Origin of the sequence: Bradyrhizobium sp. 27S5 (assembly GCF_037217225.1) — a bacterium.
GTDB lineage: Bacteria > Pseudomonadota > Alphaproteobacteria > Rhizobiales > Xanthobacteraceae > Bradyrhizobium > Bradyrhizobium septentrionale.
This window is the reverse complement of record NZ_CP147714.1, coordinates 6,607,647-6,632,476: the sequence shown is the minus strand read 5'-3', so window position 1 is coordinate 6,632,476 and position 24,830 is coordinate 6,607,647. Positions and strand designations below refer to the sequence as shown.

Below are 24,830 nucleotides of genomic sequence, written 5' to 3'. Positions count from 1 at the left end.
GCTAAGGCGCTAGAGTGCGCCGAACAAGGCCCGCGCGACAGCGGAAAGCGGGCGCCGAGGACCGATGAATCAGCATTTTGACACCATTCTAAAATCCGGCACCCTGGTCAATCAGGACGGCGAGGGCGTGCGCGATATCGGTATCGTGGGCGGCCGTATCGCCGCAATCGGCTCGCTCGGCCAGGCCGCGGCCGGCGAGGTGATCGACTGCAAGGGGCTGCACATCCTGCCCGGCGTGATGGATACCCAGGTGCATTTCCGCGAGCCCGGGCTGACGCAGAAGGAAGACCTCGAGACCGGCTCGCGCAGCGCGGTGATGGGCGGGGTCACCGCTGTGTTCGAGATGCCGAACACCAACCCGCTGACCGTCACAGAAGAGGCGTTCACCGACAAGATCAAGCGCGGCCACCATCGCATGCATTGCGATTTCGCGTTCTTCATCGGCGGCACCCGCGAGAACGTGCAGGACCTGCCGGAGCTCGAGCGCGCGCCGGGCTGCGCCGGCGTCAAGGTGTTCATCGGCTCCTCGACCGGCGCGCTCTTGGTCGAGGACGACGAGAGCCTGCGGCGGATCTTCCAGGTGATCCGCCGCCGCGCCGCGTTCCACGCCGAGGACGAATACCGCCTCAACGAGCGCAAGCCGCTGCGCATCGAGGGCGATCCGCGCTCGCATCCGGTGTGGCGCGACGAGACTGCGGCGCTGATGGCGACCGAGCGGCTGGTCAATCTCGCGCGCGAGACCGGCAAGCGCATCCATGTGCTGCACATCTCGACCAAGGAAGAGATCCTGTATCTGCGCGACCACAAGGATGTCGCCTCCTGCGAGGCGACGCCGCACCACCTCACCATGGCCGCGCCCGAATGCTACGAGCGGCTCGGCACGCTGGCGCAGATGAACCCGCCGGTGCGTTCGGCCGATCACCGCGCCGGCATCTGGTACGGCATCGAGCAGGGCATCATCGATGTGCTCGGCTCCGATCACGCGCCGCATACGCTGGAGGAGAAGGCCAAGACCTATCCGGCCTCGCCATCAGGCATGACCGGCGTGCAGACGCTGGTGCCGTTGATGCTCGATCACGTCAATGCCGGGCGGCTGTCGCTGGCGCGCTTCGTCGATCTCACCAGCGCGGGGCCGGCACGGCTGTTCAACATCGCCTACAAGGGCCGCATCGCGGCGGGCAATGACGCCGACTTCACCGTGGTCGACCTCAAGCGCAGCGAGACCATCACCAACAAATGGGTGGCCTCGCGCGCGGGCTGGACGCCCTATGACGGTGTGCGGGTGCAGGGCTGGCCGGTCGGCACCTTCGTGCGCGGCAGGCGGGTGATGTGGCAGGGCGAACTGACGGCGCCGTCGACCGGCGAGCCGGTCCGGTTCCTCGAGACGCTGAAGCCGTAACGACTGGTGCGATTACTGCCGGGCGAGCGCCAGCGAGAACTCGCCGTTGCGCACGCGCGCGGCGAGGCCCTCGGCGAATTTCGCCACCGCATCCTCGCCATAGGTGCCGACGAGCTCGGCGAGCGCCGCAAACAGACTCGCCTGCGCGAGGCAGTCGCCATCGACGCCGTCGTGACGCGCTTCCGCCCAGGCCTCGTTCAGGTAGCCCAGCGCGGCTTGCTTCTGCTCGTGATCGGGACGCGGGTCTTGGTGACGGGGAAAGGACGCTGGATGGCGCATGGAACTCATCAAAATGAATGCGCGCGGTCCGGACGCGAACCACTGCGACGCGCGAGATGTATCACGCATGCGGGTACCGCCTAGCCCACATCTTTCGAAAAGGTTAACGCGCGCTTCGGCATTTAAAGGGGAATTCCGGATGGTGCGGCCGCCGTCAGCCAAATGAGCTGTGGATATGGTCCCCTACCGCGCGCGGCGAGGCGCACAGCTGGCTGGCGCCGGCCTCGAGCAGCTCCTCGGGCGTGCCATAGCCATAGGTCACGCCGACCGCGCGGATGCCGTTCCTGATAGCTCCGATCACGTCGTGGCTGCGGTCGCCGATCATCACGGCCTTCTCCGGATCGGCCCCGGTCTGCTCCAGCGCATAGGCGAGCAGGTCGACCTTGTTGACACGGGTTCCGTCGAGTTCGGAACCGAACACGTGGTCGAAATACCCGTTCAGCCCGAAATGCGCGACGATCCGCGTCGCGAACACATGCGGCTTCGAGGTCGCAACGTACATGCGGCCCGGCCGCTCGCGAAGCTCCGCCAGCACCTCGGCGATATCAGGATAGACGCTGTTCTCGAACAGCCCGACATCGCCGAATCGCTCGCGGTAGAGCTCGACCGCGCGGTCGGCGAGCTCCTCGCCGCCGAGCAGCAGCGCAAAGCTCGCCCGAAGCGGCGGCCCGATGCACCAGGTCAGCTCGTCCTGCGAGGGAACCGGCCGGCCGAGCTTTCCCAGCGCATACTGGATCGAGCCGGTGATGCCGGGCTTCGGGTCGGTCAGGGTGCCGTCGAGGTCGAAGAAGATCGCGCGGTCAGTTGGCATAGCGGGCCGTCAGGTCGCGCGAGATTTTCGAGCCTTCCTCGATGTAGCGGCGGATCGCCACGGTGGCTGCGGGGGTGCAGGACCGGTAGGTCTGCTGGAAGCCGTTATAGCCGCGGTTGAAGCCCGCGATCATGCGGGCGCGGCGGTCGCCGGAGGGGGTTTCGGCGTCGATCAGCGCCTGCATCTCGTTGCGCCATTTGGCGCCCTCGTTGGAGCCGCAGATGCCGCGCAGATAGTGCAGGGCGCCGAGGATCTCGGCCAGCCGCTGCAGGTCGCCGTCGAACGGCGCAGCCGCGTCCTGCGCCCGGGCGGGCGAGGCAAGGCATGCCGACATCAGGATCACAACGGCGAGAAAGGCTCTGATCATCAGGGGTTCCGGAATGGCCGTGGTATGCCCCCTCAATGCGCCCGAGGCAAGGCGCAAAGGGCATGTAATACCGCCTCCCAAGCGCCCCAAAACCGGCCTCAAACCAGCCGCCGGGCGGCCGCAATGACCTCATGGAGACCGCCGGTGACCTTGAGGTCGCCGATCGCCTCCGGCGCCAGCCATTTGAAATCGTCGTGCTCGTCGTTCAGGACAGGCTCGCGGGACGCCCAGCGCGCCGCGAATGTCATGATCAGATAATGCCCGGTGCCGGGGCCGGTCGGCAGCACCTCGCGCCAGCCGGCCATGCCCAGGATCTCGACCCGCAAGCCAGTCTCCTCGTCGATCTCCCGGTGCAGGGCGGTGTGCAAGGATTCGCCGAACTCGACCCGGCCGCCGGGCAGCGAATAGAAGCCCTTTCCGGGCGAGCGGGCGCGGCGCACCAGCAGCACCTTGCCGTCGCGAAAAATCACGCCGGAGACGGCGAGCTGCGGGCGGATCGGAGGTTCGGGAGAGGTCAAGGCAATCAACAATCAGGTTCAAGCACTATATGCCCGATAAATCAGGCGCCCGCCATGATGCTGTCGACATCGGCCTCCGCGGCGCCGTTGATGATGCCGGCGGTCAGCATCACCAGCGGCTTGACCCAGACGATCGCCTGCTCGGCGAGCGCGACCCGGCTCTTGTCCTGATGCAATTGCCGCATCGCGGCGCCGACCTCAGTCAGTATCTTCGTCATGCTGTCGGTGAGATGGTCGAATTCGGCCCGGATCCGGGCATCCGCGGTCTCATAGGATTCGATCGCGAGGTCACGTGCCTTGAAATTGGACGCGGTGAAATGCTCGGCATAGGACAGCGGCTGCCATTCCAGGAAATCGCTGGCGCATTCCGGCAGGTCCGGCACCATCTCCAGCAGCATGATGGCTTCGTTGAAGTGATTGAGGTAGTCGGTGGCAAGCCCGGTCCGGGGATTGATGTTGGCGGCGCGCAACAGCGTCGCCCGCGCCTCGTCGGGGTACGTCGGTCGCGGGGAAGAGCCCGCTATGGCGGCCGTTGAGGTCATTGATCGCAGTCTTTAACGTTCCAAGTTAAGGCAGAATAAACGGATACCACTCTGGACGGGAAATGTGCGGACGCTTTGTCATAACCTCGCCGCCGGCGGCCTTGCGCGAGATGTTCGGCTATATCGAGCAGCCGAATTTTCCGCCACGGTATAATGTTGCGCCGACCCAGCCAATCCCGGTGGTGCTGCTGCAGAATGGCGGCCGGCATTTTCAGTTGATGCGCTGGGGCCTGATCCCGTCCTGGGTCAAGGACCCCAGGACCTTCTCGCTTTTGATCAACGCCCGCTCCGAGACGGTGCGGGAGAAGCCGGCTTTCAAGAACGCGATCAAGCGGCGCCGCGCGCTGATCCCTGCCGACGGCTATTACGAATGGCAGGATGCCGGCGGCCGCAAGCGGCCGTTCTTCATCCATCGCCGCGACGGCCACCCGCTCGCCTTCGCAGCACTTGCCGAGACTTGGATGGGGCCGAACGGCGAGGAGCAGGACACGGTCGCGATCGTCACCGCGCCCGCAAGCCCCGACCTCGCGCAACTGCATCACCGCGTGCCGGTCACGATCCGGCCCGAGCAATTCGCGCGCTGGCTCGATTGCCTGCCCAACGATGTCGACGACGTGATGCCGATGCTGAGGGGACCCGATGTCGGCGAGTTCGCCTGGCACCAGGTGGCGATGCGGGTGAACAGCGTTGCGAACGACGATGCGCAATTGCTGCTGCCGATGAGTGCGGAGGAGATCGCTGCGGAAGATGCGCCGCAGCCGAAGAAGTCTGCGCCGCGCAAGACGACTGTGCGGGAGGATGATGGGCAGGGGTCGTTGTTTTAGCGATCGGTTGGAAAAGCGTGGTGCGTGGCGCGAATACAGGTACAGATTTCTCCACATCGTCGTCCTGGCGAAAGCCAGGACCCATAACCACCGCAGTTGATCGTGAACGGGATAGTGGCCCCAGCGTCGCGCAACAATTGAGATCTGCGGTAATGGGTCCTGGCTCCCGTGCGCAATTGCGCACTAGGCCAGGACGACGATGAAGATTCAACCTGCCAAACAGCTTGATCGGTGTCATCACCCGCGCATGCGGGTGATCCAGTATTCCAGAGACGCCAGTGTTTGAGCCGAGCGGCCGCGGCGCGCCCTCAGGTGCGCAATTGCGCACCGGGGAATGACGGAGGGAGTTATCACCCCTTCACCGACGCCACGCCCTCGATCTCGATCAGCATCTTCGGATTGGGCAGCGCCACCACGACGCAGGTGGTGCGCGCGGGGTAGGGCGCGGGGCCGAACGCGCCGGCATACAGGACGTTCATGGTGGCGACGTCGGAGGCGCGGGTCAGCAGCACGTTGACCTTGACGAGATCGCGCATCGTCGCGCCCGCCTCGTTCAGCACGCGTTTGAAGTTGGTGACGACATTGGCGAACTGCGCCTCGAAACCATCGGGCAGCTCGCGGTTGGCGTCGAAGCCGGGAATGCCGGAGATGAACAAGAGATCGCCGACGCGGGCGCCGAACGAGAGCGGCGGCGCCTGGACGCCGGGCGGAGGAGGAAAGTGCTTGATCGCTGTCGTTTCTGTCATTGGGATCACCCGTCTGCGCGAGAGGGAAGGGAAGCGGTGTCGATGCTGCGCGGCGCCGCCGCATCGCGGCGCCAGAGATTCTTGCCGAAGAGATTCTGACCGATCATGCCTGCGAGCATCGCGATGACGAAGACCACGATCGGCAACGAGAGGCCGGCGAGGTTGACCAGCGCCGGTCCGGGGCAGATGCCGGCGAGGCCCCAGCCGATGCCGAACAGCACGGCGCCGGCAACCAGCGGCGCATCGATGTCGTTGCGGTCGGGCCAGAGGTAGCGCGCCGAGAAGGCGGGCGCGGCGCGCCGCCGCGCGATCGCAAAGCCTGTCGCCGCGACCGCGACGGCGCCAGCCATCACGAAGGCGAGCGTTGCATCCCAGGCGCCGAACAGATCGAGGAAGCCGAGCACCTTCTGCGGATCCGTCATGCCCGAGATCAGCAGGCCGGCGCCGAAGATCAGGCCGCAGACGAAGCTGGCAAGAAGTGCCATCGTTAGCCTCCCAATCCATGTCTTGCGATCGCGACCGTCGCGATCGCCGCCAGCATGAAGATGATGGTGGCCGCAATCGAGCGGCCGGACAGCCGCGCGAAGCCGCAGACGCCGTGGCCCGAGGTGCAGCCATTGCCCATGCGGGTGCCGAACCCGACGAGCAATCCCGCGATCGTGATCACCGCGAGGCTCGCATTCATCGCCGGCCGCGGCAGCGGCGCGCCGAACAGCGCCGCGATCAGGGGCGCCGCGACCAGCCCCGCGATGAACGCGACGCGCCAGGAGCGGTCGGCGGTATCGGCCTGCAGCAGGCCGCCGACGATGCCGGTGACGCCTGCGATTCGTCCGGTCAGCAGCATCAGCACCGCCGCGGCGAGCCCGATCAGCGCGCCGCCGGCGAGGCCGGAAAAGGGGGTGAAATCGTGCATCGATGCTGATCCCTGTTGCGCGAACACCTCAGCGATCCGGCAAAGTGGCGGCTGCGGATGCGCCAACGGTCGCGCGACTGTGCACCCGATGATAGACTCCGCCAGATCAGGAACAAGCGCAATCCCGCGTGTTTGCCGGCATTTCAACGATGCCACCAGCCGGCTGGATTGCCGCAATTCGCTTCTCGCTCTCACTTCGTCCGGAGAACACCCCATGAGATTGTCATCCGCCATCCGCGCCGCGCTGTTCGCGCTGGCGCTGCTCACCGGCTCGTCCGCCGCCTTGGCCGACGAGGGCGCCGTGACGCTCGTGATCTTCAAGGGCGGCTGGATCTTCGGCGGCTCCGCCGGCAAGGGCGTTTTGACCTTCCACGGCCAGACCTACGGGCTCACCGCCGGCGGGCTGGACTACGGCCTCGTGTTCGGCGGCTCCCAGACCACCTTGCAGGGGCGGGTCCGCAATATCCGCCGCGCCCAGGACATCGCTGGCGTCTACGCCGCGGCCGGCATGGGCGTTGCCCTCGGCGCCGGCGTGCGCGGCATCCTCTTGACCAACCAGAACGGCGCGGTGCTCGAATTGAGCGGCAAGCAGGTCGGCCTGATGGCCAATGTCGACCTCAGCGGGCTTGCGATTACGTTGAAGGAGTAACGGGCGCGTTGTTCGTAGGTTTCGTAGGATGGGTAGAGCCAACGGGTCCGCGCAACGCGCGGCCCGATGATAAACTCCGCGAAACCCATCGCCTTCGTCGTCCTGGGAGAGATGATGGGTTTCGCTTCGCTCTACCCATCCTACGGTCCTGCCAATGATCTGTAGCCCGCATGAGCGAAGCGATATGCGGGACCGCACCAACCCCGGATGTCGCTTCGCTCATCCGGGCTACGCATTTTCGCCCGGACGAGCCAGGCCGATCCACTCCGCCAGCTCGCGCCACGGCCGCAAATTCCAATGCCCGGACGCCGCGCCGGACGGCGACGGCAACACGAACACATCGGGAAAGCTGCCGATCTGCGGCTGCCGGCCGAACGCGAGCGCGCTGGTCGGCCTGCCGTAAAACAGGCTCGCCGCCTTCTTGCTGGTGAAGGCGATCGTCTTCGGCCGATGCCTCTTGATCTTCGCCCTGAAGCCTGCGACATCGAACGAGCCCCGCGCGATCTCATGATCCATCCCGGCGCCGGTCTTGGAGAGATCGGTGAAGCCGATGTTGAGTTCGAGCAGCGCCGCGAACTCATCCGGCCGATAGCGCCGTGGCGTGATGCCGGCCTCATGCAGCGCACGCCAGAACCGGTTGCCGGGATGCGCGTAGTAATGCCCGACCGCGGCCGAGCGCGTGCTGGCCGCCGTGCCGACGAAGACCAGGCGCGGAGCTGGTCGGGGAGGCGGTGAAGGTTATTAGCGGGCATCTGACAAGAGACTGAACGGCGTATCCACGCGCTAGCGTATGATGGAATTAGGTTGAGTGGCAGTCGCACAGGCGGTGCGCTCCTTCTCCCGCTTGCGGGGGGCTGGGGGGCTCTCTCCACGAGTCACATCGTGGAGAGAGCGCCCACCCGTATCGCATCTTCGATGCGATCCGACCTCCCCCGCAAGCGGGAGAGGTGGAGCGTGTCTGCGGCCTGACCGGTTCAACCTAACGTCATCGTTGTTTAGCGCGTCGGCTCCTTGATCTCGTCTTCAGTCGTGACCGCCTGCGCAGGCCCGGTCGCGCGCACCATCAGGAACCTTCCCGAGAACCTCGTGCCGCGGATGCTCCAGCGTCCGTCGATCTCCGTCGCGTCGGCATTGACCGAGCCTTCGTAGTGGACGGTGCCGTATCCGTAACCGGGTGGCTCGTAGCGCTTCACGAACGTCACCGCGCTGCCGGAGCGATGACCTGCAAGCGAGGCATTGTGGGTGGCGAGCGGGCAGCCCGGCGTCAAGCAAGGCTCGGTCACGCTGCCGCCGAGCGCGCCACCGGCGTCGATCAGCGTAGCCAGGAACGTGACCATGCCGGAGCCAGGCTGAACATAACTGCCGTCCCAGACGCCGGTGAGATTGTCGGTCATGTCCGTCTCGGTGAAGTGTGAGTGATCAATCGTCCGCATGATGTGGAGCGCCCAGCGCCTCAACGCAAGTTGCACGTCGCTCTGCCGGGCGCGGGCGGTTGCCTGCGCTGGCAAAAGGGTCTGTAATCCGCCCCAACAGATCAAGAAGAATTTTGGAGCAGGACATGACGGGAGAGGCGAAAACCCATTACGAGGTGATTGTCGTCGGCGCCGGCGTCGCCGGGATCTACCAGATCAAGCGGCTTGCCGATCTCGGCATCGACGCCACCGTGCTCGAAGGCGCACCCGATCTCGGCGGCACCTGGTACTGGAACCGCTATCCGGGCTGTCGTTTCGACTCGGAAAGCTACACCTACGGCTTCTCGTTCTCGCGCGAGCTGCTCGACGAGTGGCACTGGAAGGAGCGCTTCTCCGGCCAGCCCGAGAATCTGCGCTACCTCAACTACGTCGCCGACAAGTTCGACCTGCGCAAGCACATGCAGTTCAATTGCAAGGTCGAGGCGATGCAGTTCGACGAGACGCGCGATCTCTGGCAGCTCAGGATCAGCGATGGCCGCCGGCTGACCTGCCGCTTCGTGGTGCTGGGGATCGGCCTGCTCTCGGCGCCGACCATGCCGCGCGTGCCTGGGATCGACGACTTCAAGGGCCACTCGTTCCATACCTATTATTGGCCGCACGAGCCGGTGGATCTCGCGGGAAAGAAGGTCGCCGTGATCGGCACCGGCGCGACCGGCATTCAGGTGATCGGCGAGATCGCCGACAAGGTAGGCCAACTCACCGTGTTCCAGCGCCGGCCGAACTGGAGCGCGCCGCTCAACAACTCCGCGATCTCAGTGGAGGAGATGGCCGACATCCGCGCGCGCTACGACGAGATCTTCGCCGCCTGCGCACTGACGCCCGGCAGTTTTGTGCACGGTCCCGACAAGCGCGGCTTCTACGAGGTGAGCCGCGAGGAGCGCCTGGCACTGTGGGACAAGCTCTACGACGAGCCCGGCTTCGGCATCTGGTTGGCGAACTTTCGCGAGATTTTCATGGACGAGGCCGCCAATGCCGAATTGTCGGCATACATCGCCGACCGTATCCGCGGCCGCGTGAAGGAGCCCAAAGTCGCCGAAAAGCTGATCCCCAGGGATCACGGCTTCGGCGTGCAGCGCCTGCCGCTGGAGACCAACTATTTCGAGGCGTATAATCGCGACAATGTGCACCTCGTCGACCTCAGCGAGACGCCGCTGGTGCGCGTCACCGAGACGGGCCTGCGCACCATGGCGCGCGACTACGAGTTCGACATCATCGTCTACGCCACCGGCTTCGATGCCATCACCGGCGCCTATGACCTGATCGACATCACCGGCATCGGCGGCGTGAAGCTCGCCGACAAATGGAAGCAGGCGCCGTCGACCTTCCTCGGCATGCTCGTGCACGGCTTCCCGAACCTGCTGATGCCGACCGGCCCGCAAAGCGCCTCAGCCTCGACCAATTTTCCGCGCGGCATCGAGAATGGGGTGAACTGGTGCACCAACCTCCTGCAATACATGTGGGAGCGCGGCCTGACCCGCGCCGACGCCACGCTCGAAGCGCAGGAGCGCTGGACCGCGCATGTCGTCAAGATGTACGAGATCATGCTGATGCGCAAAGCCAAGTCGTGGTTCACCGGCTACAACTCCAACGTCGCCGGCCACGAGGAGGGCACCGTGCGCTACTTCGTCTACAACGGCGGCACGCCAAAGTTCTTGGGGATCATCAACGGCGTGGCGGCGGAGGGGTATCGGGAGATTGAGTTTGGTTCTGGGGCGCGGGCTGGCGCGCAGGCGGCGGCTGTTGGCGCGTCGGCATCGTAGGGTGGGTTAGCGACTTGTCCGCCGTAGCTCGACGAGCGAAGGCGGAAGCGTAACCCACCATCTTCTCGCGGTCGTTATCGCGATCATTACGATGGCTCGCAAAGGTGCTGTCGCGGGCCACCGAACCGCTCTGATCGTCGTTCAACCTCGCCGCGCGGTCGAACCAGGAGGCGCGAAGCGACGATGGCAATCCGGTGCAGTAGACAGCTATCTACAGTGTCCGCATTTAGGACCTTCGATAGTCGATCATCCACGTCGCTCTCAGGCCGTCGCCACCGATATCACATCGAGCAGCGAACATACGGCGTCTCCATTGGCACCGGCTCCTTGGCGCTGAGTGTGATCTTATTCTCGCCAGAGAGTTTTACGTCGATTGCTACGTCTGAAATCGCGACGCCGTCCGAGCACGACGCAATCACTCGAACATTCTGCCCGTCATCGTGCAACGATTTGACAGTACATTTTTGAAACGTGCCGGTGATTTGCTTTCCCTGGACGATCAAGCCGCCCGCGTGGAGATCGGCATCTTTCTTGAACGCGAGCTTGTTGTTCTCCTTGGTGAATACCTTATCGCAGGCCGAGGCGTCGATCGTCCAGGCTCCGTTCAAATCGGCAGCCTGTGTCGAGGCCGATTGCGCAACGAGAAGTACGAATAGTACCGCATTGAAGGTTCTCATAAAAATCTCCAATTAAATGGTCATTAGGCTACTGGACCCGCTGCGAACCGGACGTGGAATTGTCGCTAAATCGTTTGTTTGAGGGGAGCATGATAGCATCATCGACGCGGCACTTCATCGCTTTTGAGCATCTGGCATGCGATGAGACAGCGGATTTTTCGTTGATCCAAGTCAATGGTTCTGCGGAGCACGTGGCGGCCTTGGGCCGGTTGCTGTCGTGACTGCCCCTGTACAATCCGCACACACGCGATGGATTTATGAGTGAGCGCCGTTGAAGCGAAGAGGCCGGGCTCTCGCCCGGCCTCTTCGTTCTGGATGGATGCCCGGGTCATCTGGCGCGAAGACGCGCTTCGCGCTTTTGCCCGGGCATGACGAGCGGAGAGGGCGAGCCCTCACAACACCCGATTGCTCTCCTTCACCTTGTCCGCATCGAGATACAAGCTCTCGCCCATCTCCTTGAACTTGGCGCTCATCGACGCCATGCCGTCCTCGATGACGCCTGACATCGACGCCCCAACGCCCGTCGGGTCGTTAAGCGTCGCGGCGTAGTCGCGCACGTCCTGGGTGATCTTCATCGAGCAGAACTTTGGGCCGCACATCGAGCAGAAATGCGCGACCTTGTGGGCTTCCTTGGGCAGGGTCTCGTCGTGGAAGTTCTTTGCGGTCTCTGGGTCGAGGCCGAGGTTGAACTGGTCCTGCCAGCGGAAGTCGAAGCGGGCGCGCGACAGCGCGTCGTCGCGGAGCTGGGCGGCGGGGTGGCCCTTGGCGAGATCGGAGGCGTGGGCCGCGATCTTGTAGGTGATGACGCCGACCTTGACGTCGTTGCGATCAGGGAGGCCGAGATGCTCCTTCGGCGTGACGTAGCAGAGCATCGCGCAGCCGAACCAGCCGATCATCGCGGCGCCAATGCCCGAGGTGATGTGGTCATAGCCCGGCGCGATGTCGGTCGTCAGCGGCCCGAGGGTGTAGAACGGCGCCTCGCCGCATTCCTTGAGCTGCTTGTCCATGTTGATCTTGATCTTGTGCATCGGCACGTGGCCGGGGCCCTCGATCATGACCTGGCAGCCCTTGTCCCACGCGATCTTGGTCAACTCGCCGAGCGTCTCGAGCTCCGCGAACTGCGCGCGGTCGTTGGCATCGGCGATCGAACCGGGGCGCAGGCCGTCGCCGAGCGAGAACGAGACGTCATACTTGCGCATGAGGTCGCAGATCTCGTCGAAATGGGTGTAGAGGAAGCTCTCCTTGTGATGCGCCAGGCACCACTTCGCCATGATCGAGCCGCCGCGCGACACGATGCCGGTGACGCGGTTGGCGGTGAGGTGGATGTAGGGCAGCCGCACGCCAGCGTGGATCGTGAAATAGTCGACGCCTTGTTCGCACTGCTCGATCAGCGTGTCCTTGTAGAGCTCCCAGGTCAGCTTGACGGGATCTCCGTCGCACTTCTCCAACGCCTGGTAGATCGGCACGGTGCCGATCGGCACCGGCGAGTTGCGCAAAATCCATTCGCGGGTGGTGTGGATGTTGCGGCCGGTCGAGAGGTCCATCACGGTGTCGGCGCCCCAGCGGATCGCCCACACCATCTTGTCGACCTCTTCCTCGACCGACGAGGTCACCGCCGAGTTGCCGATATTGGCGTTGATCTTGGTCAGGAAGTTGCGGCCGATGATCATCGGTTCGAGCTCGGCATGGTTGATGTTGGAGGGGATGATGGCGCGGCCGCGCGCGATCTCGCTGCGGACGAATTCCGGCGTGATGAAGGCCGGCACCGCGGCGCCAAAACTCTCGCCATCGGCAAGTGCTGCTTCCGCGCGCTCCAGCTGCTGCTTGCGGCCGAGATTCTCGCGCTCGGCGACGTAGATCATCTCCTTGGTGATGATGCCGGCGCGGGCGAACTCGAGCTGCGTAATCTTGTGGCCGTCGAGGCCGCGCAGCGGCGTGTGACGCGCGGTGAACGCCTTGGCGGCATGCGAGGCGCCGACGTTGCCGTTGTCCTCCGGCTTGATGGTGCGGCCTTCATATTCCTCGACGCCGCCGCGCTCCTTGACCCAGGCCAGCCGATTGCGCGGCAGGCCGGTGTTGACGTCGATCGTGACGGCCGGATCGGTGTAGGGGCCCGAGGTGTCGTACACCGGCAGGTTCGGCTCGCCGGCGCCTTCCGACAGGATGATCTCGCGCAGCGGCACGCGCAGATCGGGCGCGGCCTCCGGCGTCGCAAAGATCTTGCGCGAGGAGGGCAGCGAGCCTGTGGTGACGGCGGGACGTGTGGTGTCGGGGTTGGAGCGGATGTTCATAGCGTATCCTCCGTTTAATTCGTGTGCGTAATGTTGTTCTCGTCACCCTGAGGTGCGCGCTCTTGCGCGCCTCGAAGGGTCGACGAGCCGGGCCGTCGCCCTTCGAGGGCCGCTGAAGAAGCGGCCACCTCAGGGTGACGGGATAAACAGTGTGCGGTAGGCAGCATCACGCGGCCTCCGCGCTGAGGCCGAGCCACTGCCGCACCCGCGCATCGGGGTCGGCGTTCTGGGTGACGTCAGAGACGACCGCGATCGAGTCGGCGCCGGCGGCGAAGATGTCGGCGGCGTGCTCGAACTTGATGCCGCCGATCGCGACCAGCGGGATCGCGCCGATCCGCTTCTTCCACTCGGTGATCTTCGCAATACCCTGTGGTTCGAACCGCATCGACTTCAGCGTGGTGAAGAAGATCGGGCCGAGCGCGACGTAGTCGGGCTTGGCTGCGAGCGCGGTGGCGAGTTCAGCATCGTCATGGGTGGAGACGCCGAGCGTCAGCTTGGCTTTGCGGATTTCACCGAGGTCCGCGTCGGCGAGGTCTTCCTGGCCGAGATGCAGGTGCTCGGCGCCGGCGACGATCGCCGCGCGCCAGTAGTCGTTGACGACGAGCTTCGTCGGCGTGCCCTTCGTGATCGCCAGCGCGTCGCTGACGATCTGCAGCGCCCCGGCATCGTCGAGCTCTTTCGCGCGCAGCTGGATGGTGCCGACGCCAAGCCTGGTCAGGCGTTCGACCCATTTGATGCTGTCGACGACGGGATAGAACGGATCAGGATACGGCATGCCAGAACGGGGTCCCAACGACAGGGGTGGAGGGGGAGGCGAAGTCGCGGGCTTCCATCAGCCCGGCTTCGTAGGCGGTGCGGCCGGCCTCGACGCCGAGCCGGAAGGCGTTGGCCATCGCGACGGGATCGGCGGCTTTGGCCACGGCGGTGTTGAGCAGCACGGCGTCGTAGCCGAGCTCGAGCGCTTCGGCAGCATGCGACGGCGCGCCTAGGCCCGCGTCGACCACCAGCGTGATATCGGGCAGGCGGTCGCGCAACAGCTTCAGCGCGTCGCGGTTGGTGATGCCTTTTGCACTTCCGATCGGCGCGGCCCACGGCATCACCACCTTGCAGCCGGCATCGACGAGGCGCGAGGCGACCGAGAAATCCTCGGTGCAATAGGGGAACACCTCAAACCCGTCCTTGATCAGGATGGCGGCGGCCTCGACCAGGCCGACCACGTCGGGCTGCAGCGTGTCGTTGTCGGCGATCACCTCGAGCTTGATCCACGGCGTGCCGAACAATTCGCGCGCGAGCTTTGCGGTGGTCACCGCCTCCTTGACGCTGCGGCAGCCCGCGGTGTTCGGCAGCACGGTGACGCCGAGCTCGCGGATCAGCGACCAGAACGCATCGCCGGTCTTGCCGCCCGCCGCCTCGCGCCGCAGCGACACCGTGACGATGCTGGCGCCGGAGGCGCGGATCGCGCCCTGCATGATCGCGGGCGACGGATACAGCGCCGTGCCGATCAGCAGGCGCGAGGGGAAGGATTTGCCATAGAAGTTCACCATGTCCGAGGTGTCTCCTCAAATGTGGTCGTCATCCCCGCGAAGGCGGGGATCCAGTATTCCAGAGGCCATGCCGTGAACCGAGAAGCCGCGGCGTACTGGATCGCCCGGTCAAGCCGGGCGATGACAGCGGAGTGAATGGCGCGATCGCGCATCATCATCACCCTCCCTGCCGCGGCGTGATGATCTCGATCTCGTCGCCGGCCTTGAGTGCAGTGTCGGCCCAGCGGCTCTTCGGCACCACGTCGTAATTCAGCGCGATCGCGAAATGGGTGCCCTCGTAGTCGAGCTCGGCCAGCAGCGCATCGACGCTGGAAGCCGCGATCTCCCGCTGCTCGCCATTTACAATCACACGCATTGGACGATCACGCGCATTGCATCACCTCATTGTCGATTTCGCCGCGCGCGAGATAGCTCAGCGTCAGCTCGGCCAGCGCCGGCGCCAGCAGGAAGCCGTGACGGTAGAGCCCGTTCACCGTGATGCGGTCCTGCTCGATCCTGATCTTCGGCAAATTGTCGGGAAATGCCGGGCGCAGGCCCGCGCCGAACTCGACGATGCGCGCCTCGGCGAAGGCCGGATGCACCACATAGGCGGCCCCTAACAGCTCCAGCGCCGAGCGCACGCTGACGCCATTGTCCTCGGCCTCGATCGAGGTCGCCCCCAGCATGAAGCGGCCGTCGCCGCGCGGGATCACATAGAGCGGCCAGCGCGGATGGATCAGCCGCACCGGGCGCGACAGCTCGACCTCGGAGGTCTCGATGATGATCATCTCGCCCTTGACGCCGCGCAGGCTCGGCTCGCGGTCGCGCGCGGCAAGGCCGCGGCAGTCGATCACGAGGCCGTCGAGATCTTGGACCTCGGCGTCGCTGCCGAACTTGATGGCGCCGCCGGCTTTGGCGATCGCGGCATGCAGTTGCGGCAATACGCGGCGCGGCTCGACATGGCCCTCGTCGGGATAGAACAGGCCGTCACGGAAACGGCCCTCGAGCGACGGCTCGAGCGCGCTCACCCCTTGAGCGTCGAGCCGGCAGTGATTGGTGGTGAGGCGGGCAAAGCGCTCGAAATCGGCGCGGTCGCGCGGATGCGCCACCACCAGCGAGCCGTTGAACGGAGTCTTGGGGAAATGCTGCCGCCACAAATCGAGCGCGCGGATGCCGAGCCGCGAGATGACGGGCTCGGACGCCTCCGCCTCGCACCATGGCGCGAGCATCCCGCCGGCCCAGTGGCTCGTGGATTCCGTCATCGCGGCGTCACTGCGCTCATGCAGGGTGACGGCACGCCCGGCCTCTGCGAGCAATAGCGCATGCCAGGCGCCGGCTATGCCTGCGCCGATGATGGAGACGGGGGAATCCCCCCGCGGTCTTGACGTCTGATACATCCCTGTCCCTTCGCCGGCATGACCCGGATCAGGTTCAAAGGGTCACCGCGGTCCCGAACTGATCGCCGTGATGGCGAAGTCCAAGCTTGCGGTATCTCAGCTCCTCCTTCGGAGCACCCCTCGGAACGCCCCTAATGTAGGCGGATGGGCGGGTGTGTCAACTTGTATGCCAAGGACCGGCGCACCGTGGCGCGCGCAAAGCTCTCGTGCCCCGGACGCAGCGCAGCGCGATAGCGGTGCGCTGCTGAGCCGGGGTCCACCATCCTGTCGAACATAGGTCCCGGCTCTGCGGAGCAACGCTGCGCGTTGCACCGCGTCCGGGACACGAAAGCACTTATTTTTCCGCCTGTTCCGCCGTCGCCTCGGCGGCATTCGGCGTCATCTGGTCCTGGCTGGCGTCCTGTTTGGCGAGTTCCTTCGGTGCTGCACCCGCGCTGCCATGCTTCGCCTGCTTGAGGTGATCCCCGCGCTGGCGCTTTGCGACATAGTAATAGCCGCCCGCGAAATAACGCACGGCTCGGTCGTGATCGCCATTGGCGGCGCGAAAGGCGCCGGCGAGGTATTTGACGCCGTATTTGAGGTTGGTTCCGGGGTCGCGCAGACCTTCTGCGGTACCGGTGTAGCCGAGGCCGCGCGCGGTGCCGAGCTTGATCTGCATCAGTCCGATGGTGCCGCCGCGCCCGATCAGCTGCGGATGGTATTTGCTCTCGCGCACGATGACGCGATGCACCAGCTCTTCCGGCACCAGGTTCGCCTGCGCCTCGGCCGCCACCATCGCCTCATATTGCGCGCGCGATTGTGCATGCGCGCTGGTGCTGCAGGCCAGCACCGCAATCGCGGCAAGGCAGCTGAGAAGGCAGCTAAGGGCTTGTACGGTCTTCATCTCGGTCGCTCGGGGCTTTCAGATGCGCGTCGGTTCTGCGGTCTGAATGGTACGGCGAGCGGGCAGGAATGTGGCAAAACCTTCGCATCAGCGAACGTTCTGCGTCGGTGATTGTTCGGGTGCCGGTCAAATGGACGACGCGATTGTGAAGACAGATGCTTCAAATTGTTCGCTTCAATCGTCTCAGCCAAAAATTGTCTTCGCTTCTAATTTTGTTGGCCGCTTTTTGCCGCACGCTATCCACAAAGGTTTTTCGTGCAAACGATTCGGTGAAGGTTTACACTTCATCCATGGCAGCGCGCGCTCAGTCAGCGCGTCTGTCCCTTCCAAAGCACGCAAAAAACAACATTCGGGAGATGCGCCATGGTCCGTCAGGACACCGGCTATATGCCTCGCGAAAATCCCTGCGCGCAATGCGGCAAGCCAATTGCCCGCCCCGATTGGGTGGAGCACAGCGAGGGGCGCACGTCATTCCTGTGGAATTGCCGCGCCTGCAATTACCGCTTCGAGGCGATCGCGATCTATGACGTAGCTCAGCTCACGCCACTCGCCGCCTAAAATCTTTGTTGTCGCTCAGATCAGCCTGATCAGGCCGCAGATTTCTGCGGCGGCTGCAACTGTTGCTGCTGACGCGCCGGCAATTCGATCCGGACCACGAGCCCGTGCGGCTTGCGATCGTGCAGCGACAGCGTGCCGCCATGCGCGAGCACGATGACGTTGGCGATCGACAGGCCGAGGCCGAAGCCCTCGGCCTCGTCCATGTTGCGCGCCTGGTCGCCGCGCACGAACGGCTCCAGCACGGTCGCCTTGTGCGCGTCCGAAATGCCGGGGCCGTCGTCCTCGATGTCGACGACGAGACTGTTGGCCTTGACGTCGAGCCGGACGGCGACTTCGCCGCCGAAGCGTGCGGCATTTTCCACCAGATTGGTGATGCAGCGATGCAGATCGGCGGGCCGCGCGGTCGCCATGGCGTGCTGCGGCCCCTCGTAGCTCACCTTGTGCCCCATGTCGGCGAACTGGTCGATGACGAGGTGCAGCGTGCTCGCGATGTCGACCAGCGTCATCTCCTCGAGCTTGCGGTCGTTGCGCAGGAACGACAGCACCGATTCCAGCATCGAGCGCATCTGGTCGAGGTCGCGCAGCATGCGGTGGCGATGGGTCTCGTCCTCGATGAACTCGGCGCGCAGCCGCATCCGCGTGATCGGCGTGCGCAGATCGTGGCTGATCGCGGCCAGCATCTTGGTGCGGTCGTCGATCAAGGCGGTGATGCGCTCGCGCATCCGGTTGAGCGCCTTGGCCAGCGAACGGATCTCCTCGGGGCCGCGCTCGGGCAGCGGCGCGGAGGCGCCGTTCAGGCTGAAGGTCTCGGCGGCCTTGACGAAGGACGACAGCGGCGCCGTCAGCGCCCATGCCGCCCACAGGCCGAGCAGGGTGACGCTGATGACGGCAAACAGCACCGTCATCATCCACGGGCCACCCCAGAACGGCCGCATATGCTGGTCCGGCATCAGGTTGGCGGCGAACATGGCGCCATCGGGCAGGCGGATCGCGACGCGGCGGATGTCGCCGTCATGCGGCGCATTGCCCGCCTCGCGCGGCAGCAGGAAGACGTGATAGCCGGCGCCGAGCCGGCGCAGCGCGTGCAGGCTCGGCGTGTCGGTCTCGGTGAGCGCGCCGGTATCGGTTGGCAGGTCGCCGATTGCGAGTTGCGGGAAGGCGCGGGCAACGTCGGCCACGAGCCGCGGCCGCTCCGATGCCGGGGCATGCCCGAGCAGTTGCGCGGCAGCGGCGAGCTGGGTGTGCCAGCGGTCCGAAGGCTCCGGCCGGTCAGGGCGATGGATCAGGAACGTGGCAGTAATGATCAGATGCAGCGCGACGATCGAGACGACAACCAGCGCCGCCATCTGGGCGCCGATCCCCCGCAGACTCAGCAGGCGCAGCAGCTTCATGGTCAGTTGCTCGTGGCGGCAACCGCCTCCACCCTCGGAGTGAACACATAGCCGCCGGAGCGCACCGTCTTGATCATGGTGGCTTCCTGCGGATCGGGCTCGATCTTGCGGCGAATGCGGCTCACCAGCACGTCGATCGAACGCTCGAACGAACCGGCGCTGCGGCCCTGCGTCAGGTCGAGCAGGCTGTCGCGCGACAGCACGCGGCCGGGCCGCTCGCAGAAGGTGCGCAGCAGGTCGAATTCGGCGCTGGTCATGGCGACGCGCGCACCCTCCGGGTTGCGCAGCTCGCGCAGGCGGATGTCGATGCGCCAGCCGAGGAAGCTCAGCGTGGTCGCGCCCTCGATCGCGCTGGCGTTCCGCGCGGCGGCCTGCCGGCGCAGCACCGCGTTGATGCGCGCCAGCAACTCGCGCGGGTTGAACGGCTTGGCCAAATAGTCGTCGGCACCCATCTCGAGGCCGAGGATGCGGTCGACGTCCTCGCCGCGTGCGGTCAGCATGATGATCGGTGTCTGCGACTCCGCGCGCACCTTGCGGCACAGGCTGAGGCCGTCCTCGCCGGGCAGCATGACGTCGAGCACCAGGAGATCGACCCGGTGGTCGGTCATGGCCTTGGCCATTTCGCGGCCGTCGGAGGCGGTCGTGACATGGCAGGAATTGGTCCGGAGATATTTTGCGATGAGGGACCGCGTCTCGCGGTCGTCCTCGACGACTAGGATATTGGGCGCAGCCTGGGTCATACCGACTCTTTTGTCCGTGATTCGGGGGAAGCGGCTCAGGAATTTTGTTTCAGTATATTTCTGAAATCTTGCCCGGCTGATGGAGTTTACAGGTCGCCGGGGCGGAGAAAAGTTATCGTTCTGTCATCAAGCCAATGCGTTGAAATTCGGGCCGATCTGTTGCCGGCCGGAGCCCCGGGGTCCGTGATCGCCGCGGCCCGAAAAGGGAAGGTTGGCTGTCATATCCGGGGCCGGAACCCGAACCCCCGGCGACGCGTTGTTTCTACTTTCAGGCCAGGAGGGTGAGATGGCTGTCGAGGTCAGGACCGAGACGGAGACCGACACCAGCATCAGACCGCATCAGCTCATTGCAAGCGATCGGGTCGAAGGTACCGCGGTGCGCCGGGCCAACGGGGACATGGTCGGCCACATCGAGCGGCTGATGATCGACAAGATCTCCGGCAAGGTGTCGTACGCGGTGCTGAGCTTCGGCGGTTTCCTCGGCATCGGAACCAATTTGCTTCCGCTGCCCTGGGGCCGGCTGCACTACAATCCGAAGTTCGAGGCCTACGAGTTCGACATCGAGGATGACGAGCTGAAGCGCGCACCGTCGTTCCGCGCCGACAGGGACTTCGACTGGGGCGACCGCTCGCAGGAAGTCGAGCTGCATCGCTTCTACGGCGTGCCGCCTTACTGGGGCGGCTTCTGAGCGCGCGGCACTTCGCGCAAACATTGCGGCGAGCGCCAGCCTGCGCAGCGCGGTTCGCCGGGACGACTTAGTGAGCCAAACATCGTCACATCAGGGACTGCGCGTCCGGCGCAGTCGTGAGGCTCAACCGCAGCTTACTTGAGAGATCAAGATCGCTCTCGTCAAGCACCGCAGCGTTCCATGCGCTTGACGTCCACACGCTCCGGTTTGCTGCATCGCTTCCACGGCGTTCCTCCGCAGTGGGGCGGCTTTTGATCGCAGGCCCGGTAGGAACGGTTGCCGAGATGACGGGTTTTCCCTGCATCGATTTTCGAAATGAGGAGAGCCACATGTTGATGAAATCCATCATCGCCGGCGTTGCCGGCACCGCGCTGCTTGCAACCGCAGCCTTTGCGCAGACGCCGACCGACAAGGGCGACAAGATGTCTCCGGCGGCATCGACGACATCGACCACGTCACCGGCCTCATATCAGGGCAACTGGCGCGCCTCCAAGGTCGTCGGCCTCAGCGTGTACAACGACAAGAACGAGAGCGTCGGCTCGATCAATGATCTGCTGATGGACAAGGACGGTGCCATCAAGGTGGTCGTGATCGGCGTCGGCGGTTTCCTTGGCGTCGGCGAGCATCTGGTCGCCGTGCCGCTCGACAAGGTGAAGTTTGCAAGCGAGCCGATCGCCTATACCGGCGCCGCCGCGTCGAACACCGGCAGCACGACCAAGTCGACGACCACCACGGGCGCGGCACCTGCTGCCGCGACGGCGAAGCCGAATCCCTGGTATCCGGACCACGCGGTGTTCAATGCGACCAAGGATGAGCTGAAGGCGATGCCGGAGTTCAAATACGCGACCGAGTAACGCGCATCGCATGCTGTGAAAGCCAAACGCGCCCGGTGCTACCGGGCGCGTCTTGTTGTGCCTTGCACGAAAGTCGGCTCGTCTGCTGTCGCACGAGACGCCGCGGACTCATACTTGATGTTGCGGAAACCTCCGCCTGGTTCATACAGCCGCCAATCCCTTCCTCCAGAGCTATTTCCGTTCCGATGGAATCGGAACGGAGCTCTAGATTCTTGTTTTGACGCGTTTTCTTCACGCGAACCGGTATCCACTTCGCTCGAAAACGCTCTAGAGTGCCTCGACTTCACGATCCATTGGCCGAGGAAGAATATTCCGACGCCTGCAAGAGGTGACGACCATGGACGTCGACAAGGCCACCGCAGTGATTTCCGCAGCTGGTATTGAGCTGACCGATCGGCGCCGGAACGGCACGGATGATGGCTGGTCCCTCAGTTTCTCCAATGGCGCTGTCGTGGAGGTCAGGGACAATGGGGACGTCTCCGCTTCCGGCAAAGGGGCCGAGGCGGTAGCAGGCCTTCTCGGGTTGCCCAAAAAATCTGGCTGAGGCTGAGGCCACGACCGGGTGGCGGGCGCCGGGCTCGGTGTGAGCCTTCACTTCGCCGGCTGATATCCGTCGGTCAGCGTCCCGAGAAAGGCAACGACATCGTCGATCTCGGCCGACGTCAAGGCTGGCTCATCTCCAGCCTTGCGGTCAAACGGCGGATCCATGCAGACGTTGGCCTTTGGCCTGTCGGGCAGATCGTCATATTTGTCGATGCTGCCTTCGGCGTTGCGCGGGTACCAACGCTCGGGCCGGGTTTCCCGCTCGACATAGAACCGCACGGCGTCGCGCAGGGAATGGACCGCGCCGTTGTGAAAGAAGGTCTGGCGTAGCGCGACATTGCGGAGTGTCGGGGTACGGAAGAGGCCGCAATAGTCCTCGCGCTTCAGGAAATCCGTGCGCAGGGGTCCACAGAGGCCGAGGTCGAAATAGGCCGGGTCCTTGTTGGCGGGAATGTCGGGATTGCGCGGCACGCCGAGTGCAATCAGTCCGTAATCGGTGAACTGGGGCGGGGTGCCGTCATTGCCCCGCCGGCTGATATGGCAGGAGGCGCAATTGCCCTTGTTCGCTGCATTGAACAGGTCGAGCCCCCGCGCTTCCGCGGGCGTGAGTTCGGCCTTGCCGGCCAGCACCGCGTCATATTTGCTCGAATAGGGATAAAAAGTCCGATAGTCCTGCTGATACACATAGTCCTGCTGATACACTTCGAGTGCCTTGAGGGCCGTCTTGTACACGGTGGCGGGATCGGCGGCCTTCTTGGGCCCGACAATGGCCGCGATCGCCTTGCCGTGGCCTGCGGCGAGCACCCGGCGGGCCACGTCGGCCTTGTTCCGATTGCCCATCTCGAAATCCGAGAGCAATGGAATCCTGGCCTGGTCGGCACCACGGTCGACCCGCCCATCCCAGGTGAGGCCACCCGTCGGGCCATTGTCGACGCTTTCGTCGGCCTCGTCCTCGGAATCATGGAAATGCTCGGTGAAGGACGGCACCACCTGCAGATATTTCAGGGAGGGGACGGCGCGCACCCCTGGCTGACGAAGGTCGCCACCTCCCAGTTGCACCGCCATGGCATTGGCCGGGCCGAAACCGTGGGTGGGATCGTGGCAGGATGAACAGGCGAGCTTGCCGGACGGCGAGAGAGATGGATCGAAGAACAGGGCCTGACCGAGTGCGCTGAGCCGCTCGGCCAACCGGCGCGCCTCGGCACGCGACATTTCCTGCCTGGCCTGGCCGGGACCGATGGCCAAAGCCAGCAGCACGATCGCGGACGCGAAAGCCCGATACTTAATCCGCATGTTGCAAACCGCGCCTATGGCTGGACATCGTCATGGCGATCCGAAGGTGCCTTTGCCGAGCGTCTGGGCTATGACGAAGACCGAACGGAACGATAGCAACAATCCGGTGAGTGCAGGGGGCTGGAATGCGAACGAAATCGGCGGTTGTCGTTTTTGCATCGAGTTTCTTGATCGGTGCGTGCGGTCCGGTGCTGGCAGCCGGGGACAGTCCGGGCGCCAGGAAGGATGCCGCCGGCGATCTGGCGCTGATCGACACGGTCGTCGTGATCTATGCGGAGAACCGCAGCTTCGACAATCTCTACGGCAGTTTTCCGGGCGCGAATGGCGCGGCCAGGGCGTCCGCCTCGACGCGGATCCAGCGCGATCGCGACGGCAAGCCGTTCCGTGAGTTGCCGCCGATCTGGGAAGGCCTGACCGCCAAGGGTGTCACGCCGCCGATCACCCAGGCCGAGACCGAGCATCTGCCCAATCGCCCCTTCTATGCTGACGACCCGAAGGGCTTCAAGCTGAGCTACGGCACCATCACGCGCGATCTCTGGCACCGCTTCTATCAGAACCAGATGCAGATCAATGGCGGGCGTAACGACAAATTCGTCGCCCATGCCGACTCGGGCGCCCTGGTGATGAGCCTCTGGGACGGATCGGAATTGGCGATGTGGAAGCTGGCCGAGAAATATGTGCTGGCCGACAATTTCTTCATGGGGGCCTTCGGCGGCTCCTTCCTCAACCATCAATGGCTGGTCTGCGCCTGCGTACCTTACTATCCCCGTGCCGATACCAACCCCGCCAAGCCGTCGATCTCCGTTGTCGAGCGCGACGGCGTGACGTTGACGCAGGCCGCCAACTCGCCGAAATCGGCGATGGACGGCATTCCGAAATATGCCGGCGACGGCAATCTCACCCCTGATTTCTACGCCGTGAACACCATGCAGCCGCCCTATCAGCCGAGCGGCAACGACCCCGCGAAGGATGGCGACAAGGCCTATGCGGATCCGAAGAATGCGACGACGCTTGTGCCGCAGATCGAGCCGACAATCGGAGACTTGCTCAGCCTCAAGCGCGTGACGTGGGCCTGGTATGGCGGGGCCTGGCAGGATGTGCTCGACCATGGCAACAAGTCGCCGGTGCCGAACTTCCAGTATCACCACCAGCCTCTCAATTACTATGCGAGCTTCGCCCCGGGCACCGCGGCCCGTGCCGAGCATCTGCTTGACGGCGGCCTGGCGGGCAAGGAGTTCATCAAGGCGATCGACGACGGCAAGCTGCCGCAGGTTTCCTTCTACAAGCCGCAGGGCGACCTCAACGAGCATTCGGGCTATGCCGATATCCAGGCCGGCGACAGCCATATCGCCGATGTCGTCGCGCATCTCGAGAAGAGCCCGCAATGGCCGCATATGCTGGTCGTCATCACCCATGACGAGAATGGCGGCCTGTGGGATCACGTGGCGCCGCCCAAGGGCGACCGTTGGGGCCCTGGCTCGCGCATCCCGGCCATCATCGTCTCACCCTATGCGCGCCGCGGCTTTGTCGACCATACGCCGATGGACACGACATCGATCCTGCGCTTCATCACGCGCCGCTTCGAACTGCCGACGCTGCACGGCATCACCGTGCGCGACGCTGCGATCGCCGCTCATGGTCAGAAGCCGCTCGGCGACCTGACCAGCGCGCTGGCGCTCAAGGGGAAGTGAGGCGGAGGTTGTGTACCCGTC

At 64.6% G+C, this 24,830-nt stretch carries 29 protein-coding genes, 1 pseudogene and 1 riboswitch; of the genes and pseudogenes, 9 read left to right on the top strand and 21 right to left on the bottom strand.

Annotation, left to right across the window (positions count from 1 at the left end; genetic code table 11):
* The first annotated feature begins 64 nt into the window (after positions 1-64).
* Positions 65-1,399, top strand: coding sequence for a dihydroorotase (locus tag WDM24_RS31380; protein WP_338828512.1), 1,335 nt, complete (start codon positions 65-67; stop codon positions 1,397-1,399).
* Positions 1,400-1,411: 12 nt separating this feature from the next.
* Here WDM24_RS31380 and WDM24_RS31375 read toward each other — a convergent pair whose 3' ends face one another.
* The 5 genes from WDM24_RS31375 to WDM24_RS31355 all read right to left on the bottom strand — a co-directional run bounded on the left by WDM24_RS31375 (position 1,412) and on the right by WDM24_RS31355 (position 3,916).
* Positions 1,412-1,678, bottom strand: a complete 267-nt coding sequence (locus WDM24_RS31375; protein ID WP_338828511.1) for a hypothetical protein — start codon at positions 1,676-1,678, stop codon at positions 1,412-1,414.
* A 154-nt stretch (positions 1,679-1,832) separates the two neighbouring features.
* A complete protein-coding gene (locus tag WDM24_RS31370) occupies positions 1,833-2,489 on the bottom strand; it encodes an HAD family hydrolase (protein ID WP_338828510.1) in 657 nt (218 codons plus the stop codon).
* Positions 2,479-2,856 (bottom strand): TIGR02301 family protein, encoded by a 378-nt coding sequence (locus tag WDM24_RS31365; protein WP_029078994.1) that lies wholly within the window; start codon positions 2,854-2,856, stop codon positions 2,479-2,481. The genes WDM24_RS31370 and WDM24_RS31365 overlap by 11 nt, the downstream gene beginning before the upstream one ends.
* A gap of 98 nt (positions 2,857-2,954) precedes the next feature.
* Positions 2,955-3,374 carry an NUDIX hydrolase gene (locus WDM24_RS31360; RefSeq protein ID WP_338832475.1) on the bottom strand — a complete coding sequence of 140 codons (420 nt, stop codon included), beginning with the start codon at positions 3,372-3,374 and terminating at the stop codon, positions 2,955-2,957.
* 41 nt (positions 3,375-3,415) lie between these two features.
* Positions 3,416-3,916, bottom strand: a complete 501-nt coding sequence (locus tag WDM24_RS31355) for a hypothetical protein (protein WP_338828509.1) — start codon at positions 3,914-3,916, stop codon at positions 3,416-3,418.
* 62 nt (positions 3,917-3,978) lie between these two features.
* On the opposite strand from WDM24_RS31355, the gene WDM24_RS31350 reads away from it, so the two are divergent.
* Positions 3,979-4,740, top strand: a complete 762-nt coding sequence (locus tag WDM24_RS31350) for an SOS response-associated peptidase (protein WP_338828508.1) — start codon at positions 3,979-3,981, stop codon at positions 4,738-4,740.
* A gap of 350 nt (positions 4,741-5,090) precedes the next feature.
* Here WDM24_RS31350 and WDM24_RS31345 read toward each other — a convergent pair whose 3' ends face one another.
* The 3 genes from WDM24_RS31345 to WDM24_RS31335 are packed head-to-tail and all read right to left on the bottom strand — an operon-like array spanning position 5,091 to position 6,399.
* Positions 5,091-5,486: a RidA family protein gene (locus WDM24_RS31345; RefSeq protein WP_029078990.1), complete on the bottom strand. Its 396-nt coding sequence runs from the start codon at positions 5,484-5,486 to the stop codon at positions 5,091-5,093.
* A gap of 5 nt (positions 5,487-5,491) precedes the next feature.
* Complete coding sequence (locus WDM24_RS31340) at positions 5,492-5,971, bottom strand: DUF6691 family protein (RefSeq protein WP_338828507.1); 480 nt, start codon at positions 5,969-5,971, stop codon at positions 5,492-5,494.
* A 2-nt stretch (positions 5,972-5,973) separates the two neighbouring features.
* Positions 5,974-6,399: a YeeE/YedE family protein gene (locus tag WDM24_RS31335; protein ID WP_338828506.1), complete on the bottom strand. Its 426-nt coding sequence runs from the start codon at positions 6,397-6,399 to the stop codon at positions 5,974-5,976.
* Between the two features lie 214 nt (positions 6,400-6,613).
* On the opposite strand from WDM24_RS31335, the gene WDM24_RS31330 reads away from it, so the two are divergent.
* Positions 6,614-7,048 (top strand): hypothetical protein, encoded by a 435-nt coding sequence (locus WDM24_RS31330; RefSeq protein WP_166214787.1) that lies wholly within the window; start codon positions 6,614-6,616, stop codon positions 7,046-7,048.
* A 228-nt stretch (positions 7,049-7,276) separates the two neighbouring features.
* Here WDM24_RS31330 and WDM24_RS31325 read toward each other — a convergent pair.
* Positions 7,277-7,800 (bottom strand): annotated as a pseudogene (locus tag WDM24_RS31325) (mismatch-specific DNA-glycosylase).
* 243 nt (positions 7,801-8,043) lie between these two features.
* On the bottom strand, positions 8,044-8,442 hold the full coding sequence (locus WDM24_RS31320; protein ID WP_338828504.1) for a hypothetical protein: 399 nt from the start codon (positions 8,440-8,442) through the stop codon (positions 8,044-8,046).
* 164 nt (positions 8,443-8,606) lie between these two features.
* Between WDM24_RS31320 and WDM24_RS31315 the strand changes: the two genes are divergently transcribed.
* Entirely contained in the window at positions 8,607-10,280 is a 1,674-nt protein-coding gene (locus tag WDM24_RS31315; RefSeq protein WP_338828503.1) for an NAD(P)/FAD-dependent oxidoreductase, read from the top strand.
* Between the two features lie 281 nt (positions 10,281-10,561).
* Here the strand turns inward: WDM24_RS31315 and WDM24_RS31310 are convergent, their stop codons facing one another.
* The 7 genes from WDM24_RS31310 to WDM24_RS31280 form a co-directional block, all read right to left on the bottom strand.
* Positions 10,562-10,957 carry a hypothetical protein gene (locus WDM24_RS31310; protein WP_029078984.1) on the bottom strand — a complete coding sequence of 132 codons (396 nt, stop codon included), beginning with the start codon at positions 10,955-10,957 and terminating at the stop codon, positions 10,562-10,564.
* A gap of 392 nt (positions 10,958-11,349) precedes the next feature.
* On the bottom strand, positions 11,350-13,248 hold the full coding sequence (gene thiC / locus WDM24_RS31305) for a phosphomethylpyrimidine synthase ThiC (RefSeq protein ID WP_338828502.1): 1,899 nt from the start codon (positions 13,246-13,248) through the stop codon (positions 11,350-11,352).
* A gap of 166 nt (positions 13,249-13,414) precedes the next feature.
* On the bottom strand, positions 13,415-14,023 hold the full coding sequence (locus tag WDM24_RS31300) for a thiamine phosphate synthase (protein WP_338828501.1): 609 nt from the start codon (positions 14,021-14,023) through the stop codon (positions 13,415-13,417).
* Entirely contained in the window at positions 14,010-14,792 is a 783-nt protein-coding gene (locus tag WDM24_RS31295) for a thiazole synthase (RefSeq protein WP_338828500.1), read from the bottom strand. Before WDM24_RS31295 ends, WDM24_RS31300 begins: the two co-directional genes overlap by 14 nt.
* Positions 14,793-14,949: 157 nt before the next feature.
* Complete coding sequence (thiS, locus tag WDM24_RS31290) at positions 14,950-15,147, bottom strand: sulfur carrier protein ThiS (RefSeq protein ID WP_057014951.1); 198 nt, start codon at positions 15,145-15,147, stop codon at positions 14,950-14,952.
* A 7-nt stretch (positions 15,148-15,154) separates the two neighbouring features.
* Positions 15,155-16,168 carry an FAD-dependent oxidoreductase gene (locus tag WDM24_RS31285; RefSeq protein WP_338691342.1) on the bottom strand — a complete coding sequence of 338 codons (1,014 nt, stop codon included), beginning with the start codon at positions 16,166-16,168 and terminating at the stop codon, positions 15,155-15,157.
* Positions 16,156-16,299: riboswitch (TPP riboswitch) on the bottom strand. It overlaps the preceding gene by 13 nt.
* Before the next feature lie 203 nt (positions 16,300-16,502).
* Positions 16,503-17,051, bottom strand: a complete 549-nt coding sequence (locus tag WDM24_RS31280) for a lytic transglycosylase domain-containing protein (protein WP_338691341.1) — start codon at positions 17,049-17,051, stop codon at positions 16,503-16,505.
* Between the two features lie 363 nt (positions 17,052-17,414).
* On the opposite strand from WDM24_RS31280, the gene WDM24_RS31275 reads away from it, so the two are divergent.
* Positions 17,415-17,609: a hypothetical protein gene (locus tag WDM24_RS31275; RefSeq protein ID WP_166308342.1), complete on the top strand. Its 195-nt coding sequence runs from the start codon at positions 17,415-17,417 to the stop codon at positions 17,607-17,609.
* A 29-nt stretch (positions 17,610-17,638) separates the two neighbouring features.
* Here WDM24_RS31275 and WDM24_RS31270 read toward each other — a convergent pair whose 3' ends face one another.
* Both WDM24_RS31270 and WDM24_RS31265 read right to left on the bottom strand, forming a co-directional pair.
* Positions 17,639-19,000, bottom strand: a complete 1,362-nt coding sequence (locus WDM24_RS31270; RefSeq protein WP_338828499.1) for an ATP-binding protein — start codon at positions 18,998-19,000, stop codon at positions 17,639-17,641.
* Positions 19,001-19,002: 2 nt separating this feature from the next.
* Positions 19,003-19,740, bottom strand: a complete 738-nt coding sequence (locus WDM24_RS31265) for a response regulator (protein ID WP_029078975.1) — start codon at positions 19,738-19,740, stop codon at positions 19,003-19,005.
* 286 nt (positions 19,741-20,026) lie between these two features.
* Here WDM24_RS31265 and WDM24_RS31260 point away from each other — a divergent pair, with 286 nt between their 5' ends.
* Positions 20,027-20,428: a PRC-barrel domain-containing protein gene (locus WDM24_RS31260; RefSeq protein ID WP_338828498.1), complete on the top strand. Its 402-nt coding sequence runs from the start codon at positions 20,027-20,029 to the stop codon at positions 20,426-20,428.
* A gap of 85 nt (positions 20,429-20,513) precedes the next feature.
* Here WDM24_RS31260 and WDM24_RS31255 read toward each other — a convergent pair whose 3' ends face one another.
* Positions 20,514-20,777: a hypothetical protein gene (locus WDM24_RS31255; protein WP_338828497.1), complete on the bottom strand. Its 264-nt coding sequence runs from the start codon at positions 20,775-20,777 to the stop codon at positions 20,514-20,516.
* Here WDM24_RS31255 and WDM24_RS31250 point away from each other — a divergent pair.
* A complete protein-coding gene (locus WDM24_RS31250; RefSeq protein WP_338828496.1) occupies positions 20,758-21,282 on the top strand; it encodes a PRC-barrel domain-containing protein in 525 nt (174 codons plus the stop codon). The two genes, WDM24_RS31255 and WDM24_RS31250, sit on opposite strands and share 20 nt — an antisense overlap.
* 337 nt (positions 21,283-21,619) lie before the next feature.
* Positions 21,620-21,826, top strand: coding sequence for a hypothetical protein (locus WDM24_RS31245; protein WP_166304485.1), 207 nt, complete (start codon positions 21,620-21,622; stop codon positions 21,824-21,826).
* Between the two features lie 47 nt (positions 21,827-21,873).
* On the opposite strand, the gene WDM24_RS31240 is transcribed toward WDM24_RS31245, so the two are convergent.
* Entirely contained in the window at positions 21,874-23,118 is a 1,245-nt protein-coding gene (locus tag WDM24_RS31240; protein ID WP_338828495.1) for a cytochrome-c peroxidase, read from the bottom strand.
* A 125-nt stretch (positions 23,119-23,243) separates the two neighbouring features.
* On the opposite strand from WDM24_RS31240, the gene WDM24_RS31235 reads away from it, so the two are divergent.
* Positions 23,244-24,809 carry an acid phosphatase gene (locus tag WDM24_RS31235; RefSeq protein ID WP_338828494.1) on the top strand — a complete coding sequence of 522 codons (1,566 nt, stop codon included), beginning with the start codon at positions 23,244-23,246 and terminating at the stop codon, positions 24,807-24,809.
* Positions 24,810-24,830: the final 21 nt, after the last annotated feature.